Origin of the sequence: Ensifer sp. NM-2, from assembly GCF_003024455.1 — a bacterium.
GTDB classification, from domain to species: domain Bacteria; phylum Pseudomonadota; class Alphaproteobacteria; order Rhizobiales; family Rhizobiaceae; genus Ensifer; species Ensifer canadensis.
The window spans coordinates 236,272-250,780 of sequence record NZ_PVZR01000002.1 but is presented as its reverse complement, the minus strand read 5'-3'; the positions used below and the strand labels follow the sequence as shown (position 1 = coordinate 250,780).

The 14,509-nt window shown below is 59.3% G+C and carries 14 protein-coding genes and 2 pseudogenes; 5 read left to right on the top strand and 11 right to left on the bottom strand.

Annotated features, from left to right (window positions below; genetic code table 11):
* The first annotated feature begins 779 nt into the window (after positions 1-779).
* Positions 780-1,130 carry a hypothetical protein gene (locus C6558_RS06385; protein ID WP_057216916.1) on the top strand — a complete coding sequence of 117 codons (351 nt, stop codon included), beginning with the start codon at positions 780-782 and terminating at the stop codon, positions 1,128-1,130.
* A 55-nt stretch (positions 1,131-1,185) separates the two neighbouring features.
* Here C6558_RS06385 and C6558_RS06380 read toward each other — a convergent pair whose 3' ends face one another.
* On the bottom strand, positions 1,186-1,554 hold the full coding sequence (locus C6558_RS06380) for a hypothetical protein (protein ID WP_107027001.1): 369 nt from the start codon (positions 1,552-1,554) through the stop codon (positions 1,186-1,188).
* Positions 1,555-1,957: 403 nt separating this feature from the next.
* Positions 1,958-2,422 carry a MarR family winged helix-turn-helix transcriptional regulator gene (locus C6558_RS06375; RefSeq protein ID WP_057216920.1) on the bottom strand — a complete coding sequence of 155 codons (465 nt, stop codon included), beginning with the start codon at positions 2,420-2,422 and terminating at the stop codon, positions 1,958-1,960.
* A gap of 74 nt (positions 2,423-2,496) precedes the next feature.
* Between C6558_RS06375 and C6558_RS06370 the strand changes: the two genes are divergently transcribed.
* Positions 2,497-3,369: an SDR family NAD(P)-dependent oxidoreductase gene (locus C6558_RS06370; RefSeq protein WP_057216922.1), complete on the top strand. Its 873-nt coding sequence runs from the start codon at positions 2,497-2,499 to the stop codon at positions 3,367-3,369.
* Between the two features lie 139 nt (positions 3,370-3,508).
* On the opposite strand, the gene C6558_RS06365 is transcribed toward C6558_RS06370, so the two are convergent.
* A complete protein-coding gene (locus C6558_RS06365) occupies positions 3,509-4,471 on the bottom strand; it encodes a LysR family transcriptional regulator (protein WP_107027000.1) in 963 nt (320 codons plus the stop codon).
* 139 nt (positions 4,472-4,610) lie between these two features.
* Between C6558_RS06365 and C6558_RS06360 the strand changes: the two genes are divergently transcribed.
* Entirely contained in the window at positions 4,611-5,213 is a 603-nt protein-coding gene (locus tag C6558_RS06360) for an NADPH-dependent FMN reductase (RefSeq protein ID WP_107026999.1), read from the top strand.
* Between the two features lie 67 nt (positions 5,214-5,280).
* Positions 5,281-5,715: an NmrA family NAD(P)-binding protein gene (locus C6558_RS06355; RefSeq protein WP_158268922.1), complete on the top strand. Its 435-nt coding sequence runs from the start codon at positions 5,281-5,283 to the stop codon at positions 5,713-5,715.
* Positions 5,716-5,832: 117 nt separating this feature from the next.
* On the opposite strand, the gene C6558_RS06350 is transcribed toward C6558_RS06355, so the two are convergent.
* Positions 5,833-6,507, bottom strand: a complete 675-nt coding sequence (locus C6558_RS06350) for a DUF1275 family protein (protein ID WP_107026997.1) — start codon at positions 6,505-6,507, stop codon at positions 5,833-5,835.
* Positions 6,508-6,763: 256 nt separating this feature from the next.
* Entirely contained in the window at positions 6,764-7,453 is a 690-nt protein-coding gene (locus C6558_RS06345) for a hydrolase (RefSeq protein ID WP_107026996.1), read from the bottom strand.
* Between the two features lie 161 nt (positions 7,454-7,614).
* Between C6558_RS06345 and C6558_RS06340 the strand changes: the two are divergent.
* Positions 7,615-8,007, top strand: a pseudogene (locus C6558_RS06340) (LysR family transcriptional regulator); the annotation flags it as partial.
* A 270-nt stretch (positions 8,008-8,277) separates the two neighbouring features.
* On the opposite strand, the pseudogene C6558_RS39865 reads toward C6558_RS06340, so the two are convergent.
* The 6 genes and pseudogenes from C6558_RS39865 to C6558_RS06315 all read right to left on the bottom strand — a co-directional run.
* A pseudogene (locus tag C6558_RS39865) lies at positions 8,278-8,427 on the bottom strand (hypothetical protein); the annotation flags it as partial.
* Positions 8,428-8,626: 199 nt separating this feature from the next.
* Positions 8,627-8,791 carry a helix-turn-helix transcriptional regulator gene (locus C6558_RS06335; protein ID WP_107027114.1) on the bottom strand — a complete coding sequence of 55 codons (165 nt, stop codon included), beginning with the start codon at positions 8,789-8,791 and terminating at the stop codon, positions 8,627-8,629.
* Positions 8,792-9,022: 231 nt separating this feature from the next.
* Positions 9,023-9,712 carry a helix-turn-helix domain-containing protein gene (locus tag C6558_RS06330; RefSeq protein ID WP_245449131.1) on the bottom strand — a complete coding sequence of 230 codons (690 nt, stop codon included), beginning with the start codon at positions 9,710-9,712 and terminating at the stop codon, positions 9,023-9,025.
* A gap of 407 nt (positions 9,713-10,119) precedes the next feature.
* The gene (locus C6558_RS06325) at positions 10,120-12,003 is read right to left on the bottom strand and encodes a patatin-like phospholipase family protein (protein ID WP_107026994.1); all 1,884 of its coding nucleotides are present in this window, start codon (positions 12,001-12,003) and stop codon (positions 10,120-10,122) included.
* A gap of 359 nt (positions 12,004-12,362) precedes the next feature.
* The gene (locus C6558_RS06320) at positions 12,363-13,553 is read right to left on the bottom strand and encodes a serine hydrolase (protein ID WP_107026993.1); all 1,191 of its coding nucleotides are present in this window, start codon (positions 13,551-13,553) and stop codon (positions 12,363-12,365) included.
* A gap of 30 nt (positions 13,554-13,583) precedes the next feature.
* A complete protein-coding gene (locus C6558_RS06315) occupies positions 13,584-14,504 on the bottom strand; it encodes a MurR/RpiR family transcriptional regulator (RefSeq protein ID WP_239637612.1) in 921 nt (306 codons plus the stop codon).
* Positions 14,505-14,509 lie beyond the last annotated feature (5 nt).

Genomic DNA, 14,509 nt, shown 5'->3' with positions numbered 1-14,509 from the left:
TTCCGCTCATTCGTTGCCACATTCGTGATCGATTTCTTCTGAGCGATCGGAACCGATAGTCGATTTTGAGGTTTGGGATGGATCGTGAGGTTCATGAGGTTCATCATGCCGACGCTGATCAGGTTCGTTGTTTTGAATGTGGGCGTCGATCGCAATAGTCGCTCCGGGCGCCCTCGGGCACGGCGAGGGTCTTGATCCGCTTGCGTTCGGGTTGCAGATCTACGCTTTCGGTGCATCGTTTGGCCTCGGTGCCCTGGCGACGGCTTTGATGATGATTGCCGAGGATTTGGTAGATCCCAAGTGTGATCGACGAAATTGTGAAGCGGCATTGGCCCGAGATGGAAGAGATGACCGTTGAAGGAGATCACGTTGAAAATCCCAAGCCCTTTGAGCCAAACGAACAAATGCGGGCCGCCGATCCATGTCCCAAGGGAAAATCGCCGGCATTGTGGTGCACGACTGGCATCCCTTGGCTTCGGGTAGATCCAGCGGGCAACCAATGCGGACGATCACGCGCTCGGTTACGGCAATCTCCTCAGCCAGCGTATAGAAGCCAGGAGCGCGGCTGCGTCTGCGCTACATCCATGAAGTCTGCCACCATCGGGCGCGATCAGGGCCATTGCGAAACTCTTTTCACTGTCACATCAGCAAACCCTAATCTTCAAGGAAGTTTCGTCTGAGCGTTCTGAAGTTTCTTAAGCGAAGCACTGGGCGGGCATGCAAGGGAACCGAAATCGGGCAGGCAGTATTTTGCTGCTCATTGCACTCAGGAGGTGGTTATGATCGACAATGACGCCTGGACAATGGAAGAGCGTCTCTGGTGTGAAGGCGAGAGTGCCTACAGGGATCTTGTGCACCCCGGCTGCATTATGGTTTTCGTGGCGCCTCTCGGCATTCTTCAAGGGTCCGAAATCATCGAAAGCATTCGACAGTCGCCGCGTTGGGATTGGATCAGGATGACGGAAAAGTGTTTTGCGCAGCCGTCGGACGACGTCATGGTCTTGGCCTATCGTGCGTTAGCGAATAGGCGCGAAACGGAGGCTTATCACGCCTATTGTACGTCAACCTATCATGCTTGCGAGAACGACTGGAAACTCGTTCAGCATCAGCAAACGCCACATGCCATCTGATGATGCATTGGATCAGTTTGGCACGGTCTCTCTTCGCAGACGTCCGGGGGCCGGGCTATTTTTGTGATCGCTCCAAAAGGATACGCATCTCATCGAACCGCCTTTTTCGCGCAGCGTCCTCCTCCTGGGGCGAATAGCAGGTGTTCGATTGGCAAAACCGGACCAATGCAAAGGGCGGCTTTGCGTTACTGAATTCACATTCAAACGTGTCCGACATGTCCGATTTTGCCACGTTGGCACGCGTCGAATAGGTCAGCCGCACGCCCGGCGGCTTCAGTTCCGGGAAGGACTGAACAATTCCAAGATGCAACACATCGGTCAGAAGGAAGTTTTTTGCGACCGTGGCGCATATCGCTTCCAGATCCCCTGACTGGGCGAAAGCTGGAGATGCGACCAGGTTCAGCAAAAGCACATAGCGTATCATGTAGTTCCTCCAGGGCTTTACCTTATAGGTAACTAGAGGCGGAACAATAATATCAATTGGTCGTTGCGCGATATTTCGATCGCCACGAAGAAGTCGGCAGAGGGTTTGACGCCGGTAGGCGAGAAGCCCTCGCGAGCCGATCGTTGGATGGGAACAATTCTGCGCTTTCGCCATTATATTAGTGCACGCGCAAAAGCGATCCCGAAACTAATCCCTCCGGATCGTGTGCAGGATGGCCTCCTCGAAAGGAGGCCATCTGTCTATTGCAGCGGCCGACACGCCCATGGCCGGATGACGAGATTGTCCATCACCGACACGGTGCGTGCTACAAGGCCGGCTGACGTTCCCAAATGACCGTTCCACAAAGGCCGACCACCATGTCTGTGCCCTTCGGGGGCTGGTCCTAGTTTGCTTTGCCGGAGTTGAAGCGACGAAGCAGGGCCGTAAAGAGGCGTAGATCCGCCTCGCTCCAGCCGTCGAGACGACGGCGAAAAACCTCGCCCTTGTACTTGATCGCTGCGCGTATCTTGGTGACGCCCTGGTCTGTCAGGGACAGTATTACGCCACGCTTATCGGCCGGATCGGGACGAGACTCGACGATTCCGGCTTGCTTTAGCTGTCGCACCAGGCGGCTAGTCGCGCTACGGTCCATAGCCAAACCATCTGCAACATGGCTCGCCTGAGCCGGCCCGTACGCATGAAGCCACTGGATGATGTGGTAGGCGGCCGGTTGCAAATCGGCGTCGAAGCTGGCGGCCATTTCAGTCGCAACCGCGCGGGACGCGCTCAGCAGTGCATTGAGCTGTTCGCCGAGCGATAGCCACAGCAGGGGCGTCTCATTTGTTTCGTCTTCGGTGAGGGACGCCATGCAGTCGCTCCCCTTTCCATTCCTTGGCGTTATCGATATGATGGATATATATCCACTATATCTATGAGGTGTCCATGTCCGAGATTTCCGCGCCCATCGTCGTCATGACCGGCGCTACGAGCGGAATCGGGCGTCTGGCGGCGATCGAGCTGGCCAGTCGTGGTGCGCATTTGGTGCTGATTGCACGCTCCGAGGTCAATGCGGAAGCCACCGGTAATGCAATCAGGACGGTCGCGCCGCAGGCGCAGATCGACATTCATTATGCGGACTTGACGCGATTGGAGACAGTCTCCGCAGTCGGCCAGACGATCGCGAGGGAACATGACAAGATCGATGTGCTGATCAACAATGCCGGCATTCACGCCTTCGCGCCGCGCACCACGGTCGACGGCTACGACGAGATGATGGCGGTCAATTATCTCGCACCCTGGCTGCTCACGAGCACCCTGCGCGAGACGCTGATCCGGTCTGCACCCTCGCGCATTGTGACCACGGCATCGGAAGCGTCCCGCCATCACGGAAAGATCGAACTGACGGGCGATATGTTCGCGCCCACGCGGTTTTCCCGGCTAGGCTCCTCACGGATCTACGGACGGACGAAACTGCTGGACATCATGTTATCCCTCGAACTTTCGCGGCAGCTGGAAGGAACCGGCGTGGCAGTGAACTGCCTGGACCCAGGTTTTAATGTCACTGGTCTGGGGCGCGAGCTGAGCTTTGCGCCAATGCTCGAACGGATCCTGACGAGGCTGAAGATTGGCGATCCCCGTCGAGGCGCGGGCATCATCGTTCGTCTCGCCATGGATGCTGAGTTCGGGACCGCTACGGGCGGATATTTCTCGGTGAAGGATGCAACGCCGCTGGAGCCTGTCTCGCCCGCCGACGACCCGAATGCGCGGCAGGCATTGTGGGCCATAACCCACGAGGTGCTTGGGGCGATTTCCTGAGGCGGACGAGGCTTCGCGGCTGAAAGGACCCGACGAGCGTGCCCGGAGTCCTGCAGGAGCGCGTACGGAGCGGAACACTGACAAAGACCCCGGAAAACCGGGGCATTTTGACGTCTATTGCCGACCTACCGATGCTATATCAGAGCCGTGGGGCCGGCCCTTCTGAAGTTGGATCGGCAATTGGCGCGAATTGCTGCGACCCTTCTGCGCTCAACAATTCGGCACGTATCTTGCCGACGACGGCGTCGATGAAAGCCGAAACCGCCAGTGGCAAGTGAGCCCGGTTGGGGTAGACGACGCTCATGCCGAGATTGCGGCGCATGTATTGGGGCAGAACCGGCACCAGTCGGCCAGCCGCGAAATCGGCTGTGCCCAGGATCGGTGTCAACGCGATGCCGAGGCCTGCTATCGCCGCCTTTCGGATCGCCTGTGCGGTATTCGCCATCACGCGGCCGGTGACGGTCACCTCCTCCTCGGGTCCGTCGGGACCTTGAAGGCGCCAGGTCGCATAGTCCCGGGCCTGTGGCATAAACAGACAGTCATGACGGGTCAGCTCCTGCAATGTGGCAGGCGTCCCGCGCGCGGCAAGGTAGGTCGGGCTGGCGACAAGTCCGAACGAGCGGGTTTGGATCTTGCGCACAACATAGTTCGGACCACGCGTTGCGTTCCCTCGGAAGGCGACATCGATGCCTTCTTCGATAAGATCAACCGTGGCGTCGCTTAAGACGAACTCGATACGCACTTGTGGGTGCGAGGCCAGGAACTCGGCTATCCATTCCATTTTGTAGAAGTCGAAGAAGTCGGCGGGCATCGCCACACGTATCAGCCCCCTGGGCACCCGCGCGCCGGCAATCAGATCCTCTCCCGCTTGTTGCAGTCCGTCCACGGCCGCAGCGCTATTATCGTAGAGTTCATGTCCGGCATCGGTGAGTTTCAGCTTCCGGGTGGATCGCTGCATGAGCCGGGCGCCGAGCTGCTCTTCCAGTTCCTGAATGCGCCGGCTGACCGTATTGGCGGGAATCCCCAAACGACGTCCGGCCTCCGCGAAACTGCCAAAGCGAACAACCTGCACGAACAGGCCGATGTCGTTCAGGTCGAGCATCGTCGATATTCCTTCTAAAAATGGGGGAGTTAAATCCGATAGCCCCGCCTAGTCAATTAAATATGCGGCGAGCATTTTAGGGACAGCGGGAATTGCACGCAGTCCCGATTGTTCGACAAGCCTGAAAGGAAGCACCCACATGTCCAAGAACCCACATATCGGCATCGTCGTCGGCTCGACGCGAGAGGGCCGCTTCAGCGAGCGGGCGGCCGCATGGTTTCACAAGATTGCCGCTCGGCGCAGCGATCTCAGCGTCGAAATTGTCGACCTGCGCGACTACCCGATGCCATTCTTCGATGAGCCGGCATCGCCGGCCTGGATGCAGCCGAAGGATCACGTCGCAGAGCGTTGGGCGGCGAAGCTGGCCGCCTTGGACGGGTTCGTCTTCGTCACGCCCGAATACAATCACGGGTACAGCGCAGTGCTGAAGAACGCGCTGGATTATGCTTTCCAGCAATTCAACCGCAAGCCGGCCGCCTTCGTCGGGTATGGCGGCGTCGGGGCCGCACGCGCCATCGAGCAACTGCGCATGGTTGCCGTCGAACTTCAGATGGCGCCGATCCCCAAGTCCGTGAACATCGGCATGGCCGAGTTCCTTGGCATCTGGCAGCAGGGCAAGGATTTCGTGGATTTTCCGCATCTCGAACAGGCGGCGGGCGTTCTGTTGGATGACTTTTCCTGGTGGAGCCACACGCTGCAGACAGGGCGTCAGGCCACATCCGCACTGGCTTCAGTCGGCTGAACGCGTTGGGTCGCCGCTCGGCCCAACCGGCGGCGGCCCAATCTGGTCCAGTGAAAGGAGATTGGTCATGAGTCAGAAGCTTGCTGTCGTCGTCACGGGAGCCACAGGCCAACAAGGCGGCGCTGTGGTGAAGAACCTGCTGGAGCGCGGCCACGAGTTTCGCGCCGTCACGCGCAACACCGACTCCGCAAAGGCAAAGGAGCTTGCAAACGCTGGCGCCACGCTCATCCGCGCCTCACTCGAAGACACAGCCACGCTCACCAAGGCGCTCGAAGGAGCGACCTCGCTGTTCGCGATGACGACACCATTCGAAGGCGGCCCGCAAGCCGAGACGCGGCAGGGCATCTCCGCCGCGGACGCAGCCAAGTCCGCAGGCGTACACCTCGACAGCAAGTACGAGGTCGAAAAGGACATCGCAGCGTACACGTCCCTGCGGCAGGTCATTCCTTCAACCGCGGTCGATGACATTGTTGAGAGATCCAACAGAGTAGCGACGTGGTGAGGCCGCTCATTCGCATTGGGGGGTAGGTCCAGACGTCTGCCCGACGAGCGGTCGTACGGTCTCCGTCGATCCGCAGCGATCGCGCCTCCGGGCGACAAAATGTCAGCGACCATCCGCTTAGCTAGACTTCTGTGGGCTCTGAGGCGAATAGAAAAGGCCGATCAGGAGCAACAAAAGGGCTGGCAAGAGCATGCCGGCAACGCCAACCGTGACTTGCGCAAACGCGCCGGCGGCGCACCCCAGCACAAAGCCAAGCACCAGGATCGTCGAGGTTAATGATTGCCCCCACTCTTCCGGCTTCTCGGTGTAGCCGATGAGGCGACGAGCAGCGGCGGTGGCGAGCCCGGCGATGTTGCCTGTCATCAGCGAGTACGGCGGGCCGAGCCTGGTGTCGAGACGCTCGATGGCCGTCAACATCCCCATCGCGACGACGGCGAGAAGTGCACAGGCGGATACCGGCCCGGCATCGAAGATTGCAAGAAGAGCGGACATCGCGAACGCAGCTGCGGCGACCATGAGCGTCCAGAACGTCGCGCGTTTGAGAGGCTTGATCGAGGTGACCATGATCGCCGCCAAACCCGCGCCCACCATGAAGAGAGGGAATGACATGATCTGAAGACCACGCAAACCACCTTTTTCGTGACCGACCAGCCCCAGCCCGAGGAGCACGACATTGCCGGTGACCAGTCCAACGAAAAGGCCGCCCAAATGAATGAAGAAGAGCGCGTCCGCGAATCCAGAGACGAATGCCAGTACCAGTGAATTGCTTTTCCCGCGAAGTATATTCAGCATTGTCTGCGGTGACCCCTATTGGTTGAGACTGAATCCGGCCCTTCTTGCAAAGCGGGCGCAGCAAGCGATCCACGCTTGTCCTCCGACGACGGCCGGGTGAGGCGATTTAACGACGCTATTCAGGTGCTGCGTGCTTTCTCCTTAATACCGGTCCGGTGCTCCAACGTGTGCTCGAAAGTGAAATCGAACCCTGTGGTCAGCGCCTCCACCTCCCTGGTGCGTCTCGACGACAAACCAGGGAGGCGACCGGCGATGATTATTTTGCGGGGTTCGGACCGATACGCTTGCCGTGATGGACGCGCTCCTCGCCCTTGTGGACCATGGTCACGGCGTAGTCGATGCCCATGCCATAGGCGCCGGAATGTTCCTTCACCACCGAGGTGACCGCGCCGTACGTTTCTTTTCGCGCCCAGTCGCGCTGCCACTCCAACAGGACCTGCTGCCAGGTCACCGGCACCACGCCAGCCTGCACCATCCGATCCATGGCGTACTTGTGCGCGTCGGCCGACGTGCCGCCGGAAGCATCGGCTACCATGTAGATCTCGTAATCCGTGTCGTGCATGCAGGAGAGCGCGAAGGTGGTGTTGCAGACTTCCGTCCAGAGGCCGGCAACGACGACCTTCTTACGGCCGTTCGCGGCATTCTTCGCCAGCGCATCGCGGACGTTCTGATCGTCCCAGGAGTTCATCGAAGTGCGCTCGAGGATGTCGTTTTCCGGGAAGACGGCGAGCAGTTCGGGATAGGTGTGGCCGGAGAAGGATTCGGTCTCGACGGTGGTGATTGTCGTTGGAATATCGAAGACCTTGGCGGCCTTGGCGAGGCCCACGACATTGTTCTTCAGCACCTGGCGGTCGATCGACTGCACGCCGAAAGCCATCTGCGGCTGCTGGTCGATGAAGATGAGCTGGCTGTTTTGCGGGGTCAGGACTTCGAGTTTGCTGGACATGGGTTATCTCCTCTTGAGTTGGTGGGAAGCAGGGCGTCTGCCGCCGCCTTCGCCGGTTCTGCGGTAAACTTTGTTTGGTGAGAACAGGTGTAGCTCCGTTAATTGTGTCGAGTAATTGCAATAAAAATTGCGAATGAATTGCGTTTTTAGAAATAATCAAGATGAACGACTATAAGGCCCTGCGCATCTTCCTGCTTGCCGCCGAAAAGCGAAATTTTGCCCAGGTAGCGCGGGAGCTCAACTTGGCGCCCGCCGCGATCACACGGGCCATTTCCGCTCTGGAAGACGATCTCGGCATCCAGCTTTTCGTGCCCACGACGCTGCAGGTGTCGCTGACGACGGACGGGGCGATCTTCGCCGCACAGGTCCAGCCCGCAATGCAGGCGCTCGAAACGGCGCGCAAGGACGCGATCGACGCCCACAAGGCGGATCAGGGGCGGCTTCGCATCAGCGCGCCAACCTGGTTTGGCAACAGCATGTGCCTGCCTTCGTGGCGACGCTGCAGTAGGCCACGCAAACTCATGGGCAGCCAACCCTCCTTCTCTGGCGGTCTTCATCTTAACGCGGGGCGAGTGCCACCACCCTCATCGGATCTGCTGCCATTCCAAGCTGCGAACGCGGTCGAGGATATCCCCTTGTAATAGGCGCCACGCTTCGGCGTCGGATGGTTCACAACGACCTTCGCCCAAGAGGGGCGGGCCTTGCCAGTTGCTGGGGCACGGTCATCGCCGAGAGCGACAGATGAACAGATCAAGATTGAGACTGCCGCTATTGCGGCAGGTCCGGCCATGTTTTTCATTCTTTGATCCTTTGCGGGAGTTTAACTAACGATGCCGTGCGTTCCTCTGTCGCTGAACGGTCCTGCAGGCGCAGCCGAGCGCGCCGAAGAAGCCCTTGAGATCGGCGATCGGCAGGCGTGATGTCCAGGCGCCGGCGCCTTCACCGAAGGTCCTGACCGGCGACCAGTCGGGCATGACGGCGGCGTGACTGCCAGGATCATCGGCTTCTCCCCGAGTAATTGCCGGTTGCGGAAGTGGTTCCCCGATATTGCTTCTATCCCGCTCCAGGTTCTTGTCCGGAATGTCTGCTTTTTGAAGATTCTCCCGTTTACCCGCAACGAAGGGAAACTCGGCGGACGGCAGGGATACACCGTTCACATAACGGCGATTGCGCTCAACGCTGATGGCGCTGCCGGCATCCCGGCGTGGTGCCGACTACACGCGAGAAGGCGCGCGTGAAGTGGCTTTGGTCGGCAAAGCCACACGCCATTGCAATCTCGGCGATTGGCAGCGGCGAGGAGACGAGCAGGTCGCGAGCCTTCTCGACGCGTTCCTGCATGAAAAATTGCGTGATAATGTTGAAGGCCTCATCGCGCGCGTTGGCCGGGCTCGGTGCCAAGTCTTCGCGATGGGATCGCAGCCGTATGAAGGAGATTGGGGATGCGCCGACGATCGATCGGCGAATGGCGTCCGGCTCCTGGGTGCTTTCCGGGGCGGCCTCCCTATCGTACGACTCCCAACTAACAGGCGAAAGAAAGACTGCCCAAGTTTCTTCGTTCAAGCAATTGGATTAATGGAGGCACCCCCGCCGCCAGACCGAAGGCGTAACGCCCGTTTCGCCGACAAATGCCTTTGCGAAATGTTCAAGGCTGCCGAATCCGCACGCGCAGGCAATGTCCTCCAGCGAGAGGGTATGATTGGCGAGGTACGCCTTCGCCCTGTCGATCCGTGTGGCGATTGGCAATAGCGCGGTGCCGAGATCTTCCCGCAGGAACACCCTTGCCGGCTTTCCACCGCTCGCCTCAATCGGCTCGCCATACCGGTGCAGCAGGTGGGCGCAGATAGCGACTGCTACAGGCCCCAGGGGCGCCGGTGAAGGCGCTTTTCCGCTACCGGCGAAAAATGCCAGCAGCGCCGTACCGAGATTGCAAAGCACCGAATCCGGTTCGCCACGACGGCACACCAGGCGGCGTGGTCCGGTGTCCGGCGATAGCTCCGCCGTCTCGCCGAACAGGGCCTTGGGTAGCACGAAGGCCAGCGAGCGCAGTCGACTGTTGAGGCGAATGGCCGCCCCGTCCCCGAGATCGACGATGCAGATGGTGCCACGCCCAAAGCGGCGAACCGGAGCGCAGGAGCCGTCCGACCGGATGTCTGCGTGTTCGGCGTCCTCTAGATAGAGCATGAGGAAGTAGGACTCGCAGGCCGGAAGTCGAACGTCGTTTGCGTCACCCGCCCAAAGCTCCCGGCAAATGCTGGTCACGGAAAAGCTCGCGGCGCGGATTGGTACGGTGGTCAGGCACGGGGCTTCAGGCGTCCCGAAGCAGACGCCCACGCATGCCATGTCTTTACTATATAAGCTCAAACGACAATCTCTTCGCGACTTCTATGGAACGAACCTACCGAAACAAGGCCGGATCTATTCCTAGACTTTATTCCAGCCTGTGTTCGCGTGCAACGTGAACGCGAACCGGATTCGCATTCTGCGGGTTTCGCACGAGCGCGCCCAAATGCGGCTTTCAAGCTCGGCGACAGTCGGCGCAACCGTGCTGCCGTAGCGGATCGCATACGTACTCCTTTTCCTCGTGCTCGGCCGTGGGTCGAGAGTCGGGCGTACCTCAATCTGCCATGAAGTGACTGCTCGCTGGTGGCACAACGTGGCGGATCGCGCTACGTGGTGGACTTGTCCATGCTGTCGCCACGGACTTGGGTCGGGCCCTTCTGAGCTGAGGTGCCCAGCACCGCGTGGAGTGCCGGGTCGTTCTGGCGCAGGCGTTCGTCGATCCATCGGATGGCCCAGTCGTAGGCCCCGGCAAACAATTCGGAATGCCGGCTCCAATCCATGAAGCTCACCGCGCTCGAACCCGGCGGACAAACCAAGACATCCTCTGGGCCAATGGCAATGTCCTGCGGCCGGTGTGCCAGCATGCTCGCAGCAATCACCTGAATCATGCTCGGCACCTTTGGCAAGCTGGCGCGACCGAAAGGGTTTAGCCAGGCGAGCGCCAACTCGGAAGCTCCGGGGATGCGGTCATAGTCGATGTGGTATTTCTGTGGACCACCTGACTCCAAGCTCGCGACGACATTAGGCCCGGTCTTGAGTTCCTTCATCTGTTCGAGCGGCAGATTGTTCATGATCGCGCCATCCACGAGCATATCGCCGTCACCCGTAAAGAATGGCGGCAGGACACCGGGGATCGAGCCTGACGCGCGAACCGCCTGCCAGAGCTTTCCGCGGCGATGAACATGAGGCTGACGAGTGCTGAGATTGGTCGAAAGCGCAAAGAACGGAAGCCACAGATCCTCAATCAGAACGTCGCCGTACTCGGCCTGAAGGGCCTGATCGAACACCTTGTGATCCAGGAGCGCGAAATGCGGCAAGGTGGGACGGCGAAACGCTCGACCCTTGATGAATATGTTGTGCGTGCCTTGGTCGATCTCATCGGCATTCAGCCCTCTGGCGAAACCGGCCATCATTGCCGCTCCGGAACTTGTCCCACCGAGATAGTCGAAGCAAGCGCCCGCCTCGACGAAGGCCTTGCAAACACCAAGATGCGTACAGCCGAGGGACCCGCCCCCCGCCGCTACGAAGCCCCTTGCCTTGCCGGAAAAGAATCGGACCAGGCGTTGGATGTCAGACCCGTCCCCCAGTGCAACATGGTGATGATGGCCAACATGAGGACGCTCGTTTAGCCATTTCGCCGTACCAGAAACCGTTGCCGAGCGTTTGTCGTGAATAAGGATGAGCCGCGCGGTCGAGGGTGAATGAACCGATAGCGCCAGTTCCTCGGACCGGTTCAGGCGGGGCGAGCAGGACGCGTCGGCGAGCAGCAGGACGCTATCCGCCTGGCGAATGCAGACCCGTGTCCATTCACTGGGCTCTTCATCGGCAACATAGACGATGATCTCGGTCTTGGCCTCGAGTTCGTTCAACCAGTTGAGAACCGACTGATCGTCGATCGGACGACCGGCGAACCGCGCTTCAATGTCAGGCCGGGCAAGGAACTCAGCGCGCATTCCCGCCGCGAACGCCGCTCGCAGGTGATGGACGAAGACTGGTGAAATGCGACTTCCGCCAGCTGGAATGATCGCAAGCGTTCGGATCTTGGCAGGTTCCTTTGGGCGCGATGAATTCGGAGACTGCATGGCGAACCGGCGCGCGAGAAACGTGGTGACCGCCTGCCGCAGGCTTGGCAAAGCCTTGGCCGCTTTCTCGAACTGGCTGCCGCGGATTTCAAGGACGATCGAATCGCGGGCAGCCAGCACGGTCGCCATGCGGGGCAGCCCTGCAAAAAAACCGACCTCACCGACGAGCTCGCCCTGGCCGATCTCAGCGACCGCACCAGCATAGTCTTCCTTATGCACCGTAAAGCGGCCCGATAGCACGATAAAGAACCGATCCGATGGCTCACCTTCGAGAACCAGAGCCTCCCCACGTCGCAATATCCGCCTGTCGGATTCGGCAGCCAAAGCCTCGAGTGCCGCCAAAGACGCCCGATCGAACATCAATGTCGCTGACAATAATCGCGCCGCAAGGGACTCGACGGAAGACATTTGCACCACTCCACGAGACGCGATCGCTCCCACCAACAATAATGCGTTTCGCTCAAATGCGCTTCAAGGCGCAGTGGCTCAAAAAAAGCGATGCCACCCCTGTGGCAGCCAAGTTTGTAATCCGTCCTACCGCAAAGCAGACGGGTCGATCGTTGATGTCAGCCTCGTGATTGATGGACGAATGACGTCGTCGGCCGAGGGGAGACTGCTGGCAATGTGATGAAGCTGCCGGTCGTGGAGTTGCACACAATCGGCGCAGGAAGCCGCCGCTACAGGCGTGCTTGCCGTCGCGAAGGGCACGATGACCAAGGCCATCAGAACGCTTACCATGCGCCGCGGCTGCCCTCGTCCGAGAGCACTTAATTCAAGGCATCACGGATGGCATGTATCGCACTTAGTGCCGTCCGCGTCCGATCCGTGCTGAGGAACTGTGGCCAACTTGAGAGGATCACAGCGGCGAAGTCGCCTTCCGGGTCGATATAGATCAACTGACCGAACACGCCGCGTGCCATATAGGCGCGTCTTTTCTGGTCCTCGATCCAAAACTGGTTATGATAAGTGCCGTGCGGCAAGGTCTCGCAATAGTTGTCTCCAAGCGGGTACGATTTTCCGTAGCGAGTTTCTTCGATCCATCTTGAGGGAACAACCTGCCGACCACCAATGTTGCCTTGCCCTAGGTGCAACAACGCGAAGCGTCCGTAGTCACGCAGCGTGGCATTGAAGCCACCGTCACCAAGCGCATAGCCTGCGGGATCCACCGTGAAATAGGCATCTTCCTCAGCCCCCATACGCGACCACAATTCGCGGCTTACGAGCTCAGATAGCATCAGACCGCTTACCCGCTGAAGAACGAAGGCGAGTGCGTCTGTTTCGATAGAGCGATAGCGGAACGAAGCCCCGTGCGGGCATTCGGCCTCCTTTAGCGTGAGGATCAATTCCCAAACGTTCTTCGGCCAGTCTGGCTGATGTCCGTCTTTCCAACCGCTTGCGACATCCAACTGCGCCATGTGGGAATCGTGGGCAGTGTAGGTTTCGTCGAATACCACGCCACTGGTCATATCCAGCACATGCTGAACGGTAGCACCCCGGTACGCTGTGGTTTCGAGTTCGGGGAGATACTGGGTGAGTGGAGCGGCCGGATCGATTTCACCGCGTTCGATAAGAATGCCTGCCACGGTGCCGACAATGGATTTGGCCACCGATTGCGAGAGGTGCGGCGTCCTGGCGGTCATGCCGCTGAGATATCTCTCCGCGACCACTTTCCCGCGGTGCAGAACGAGAAACGCGTCGGTATACTGCGCTTGCATGAAGTTAGCGACCGTCCGGCGGGTCCCGTCCAGCTCGAACTCAACGCGATCAATATCCTGATGCGCACTGAGCATTTCCGTTGGTCCACCCTGACCTCGCCAGACCTGTGCTGTGGGCACGATCGAACGCACGTTCTGGAAGGTCCAGCGATTCCACGGCGCGCGATCCCACTCCGCCCGCGGGACAAGGGGTGCGCCGGGTTTGTTGGGATCACGGAAGGTTAGCGTAGAGCTCGATGTCATCAGTACTTCTTTCGCATTTCCTTGATAATACTAGTCTTTTCGCCTTAGGTACGATCCGCCGACGAACTCGCCGAACAACTGACCCATCTCGCTCATTGTCGCAAAATTGCGCTTCGCCTTGGGGCCGAGCTTCACCGCCACAGAGTCGATCATGAGGTTGAGGATCACTCCAAGGCTCGCCGTCGAGTCCCAGAAGGTTTTCACGTGTGTGTGCCCCTCAAAGACAAGCGGCGTGTAGGTGAAGCCCCAATGACTGTAGCGGTCGGTCACAATGATGAGTGGAATTCCGAATGCCTTGAGCTTGTCAGCCAGCTTGATCCCTCGGGCGGCATAGGCCGCAGTATCAACCAGTACAACCACGCTCTGTTTGGGGTCGCTTGAGAGGACTTCGCCAAAGGTGCCTGTAGCGTTGTCGGCGAAGAGAACGTTTGGGCGCGCCCATAGCAGACGGCTCGAGAAATCCATCGCCAAACCTTTGGACGCCTGGAATCCGACGACATAGACGTGGCGGGTCTTGGCAAGAAGCGTTGCGGCCTCATCCCATTGTTCAGTCGCAGTCAGCCCATACGCCTTCACGATCGCGTCCAGCTCGAGTTTCAAGCTCTCTTGGAGTTCCTGCTGTCGGCTGTTGCGGACCTGGAAACGCGCCATGTAGTCATCGACTTCTCCGTCTCTCTCTACAACAGAGCTGCGCATCCGGTTCTTCAGATCGCGAAGATTTTCAAAGCCAAGAGATCGTACGAAACGCGTCACCGTCATCTCGCTCACGCCTACTGCGCGCGCGATGGTGCTGCCCGTCTCAAAGGGCAACAATTGAACATTATCGAGCATGTAGACAGCGAGGCTCTGCTCCGAGGGAGAGAATTCGTTCATGCGCGCGCGGAGGATCGCTTCAATGTCGATCTTCTCCGCACCAGCCTCGTTCGAGCTTTCGTCATTGGCAAATGTCACTGTCA

Excerpts from the sequence above, each read along its gene's own strand:
- C6558_RS06385 (WP_057216916.1), top strand. The coding sequence starts at position 780 with ATGATCGACAATGACGCCTGGACAATGGAAGAGCGTCTCTGGTGTGAA.
- C6558_RS06380 (WP_107027001.1), bottom strand. The coding sequence starts at position 1,554 with ATGATACGCTATGTGCTTTTGCTGAACCTGGTCGCATCTCCAGCTTTC.
- C6558_RS06375 (WP_057216920.1), bottom strand. The coding sequence starts at position 2,422 with ATGGCGTCCCTCACCGAAGACGAAACAAATGAGACGCCCCTGCTGTGG.
- C6558_RS06370 (WP_057216922.1), top strand. The coding sequence starts at position 2,497 with ATGTCCGAGATTTCCGCGCCCATCGTCGTCATGACCGGCGCTACGAGC.
- C6558_RS06365 (WP_107027000.1), bottom strand. The coding sequence starts at position 4,471 with ATGCTCGACCTGAACGACATCGGCCTGTTCGTGCAGGTTGTTCGCTTT.
- C6558_RS06360 (WP_107026999.1), top strand. The coding sequence starts at position 4,611 with ATGTCCAAGAACCCACATATCGGCATCGTCGTCGGCTCGACGCGAGAG.
- C6558_RS06355 (WP_158268922.1), top strand. The coding sequence starts at position 5,281 with ATGAGTCAGAAGCTTGCTGTCGTCGTCACGGGAGCCACAGGCCAACAA.
- C6558_RS06350 (WP_107026997.1), bottom strand. The coding sequence starts at position 6,507 with ATGCTGAATATACTTCGCGGGAAAAGCAATTCACTGGTACTGGCATTC.
- C6558_RS06345 (WP_107026996.1), bottom strand. The coding sequence starts at position 7,453 with ATGTCCAGCAAACTCGAAGTCCTGACCCCGCAAAACAGCCAGCTCATC.
- C6558_RS06335 (WP_107027114.1), bottom strand. The coding sequence starts at position 8,791 with ATGCAGGAACGCGTCGAGAAGGCTCGCGACCTGCTCGTCTCCTCGCCG.
- C6558_RS06325 (WP_107026994.1), bottom strand. The coding sequence starts at position 12,003 with ATGTCTTCCGTCGAGTCCCTTGCGGCGCGATTATTGTCAGCGACATTG.
- C6558_RS06320 (WP_107026993.1), bottom strand. The coding sequence starts at position 13,553 with ATGACATCGAGCTCTACGCTAACCTTCCGTGATCCCAACAAACCCGGC.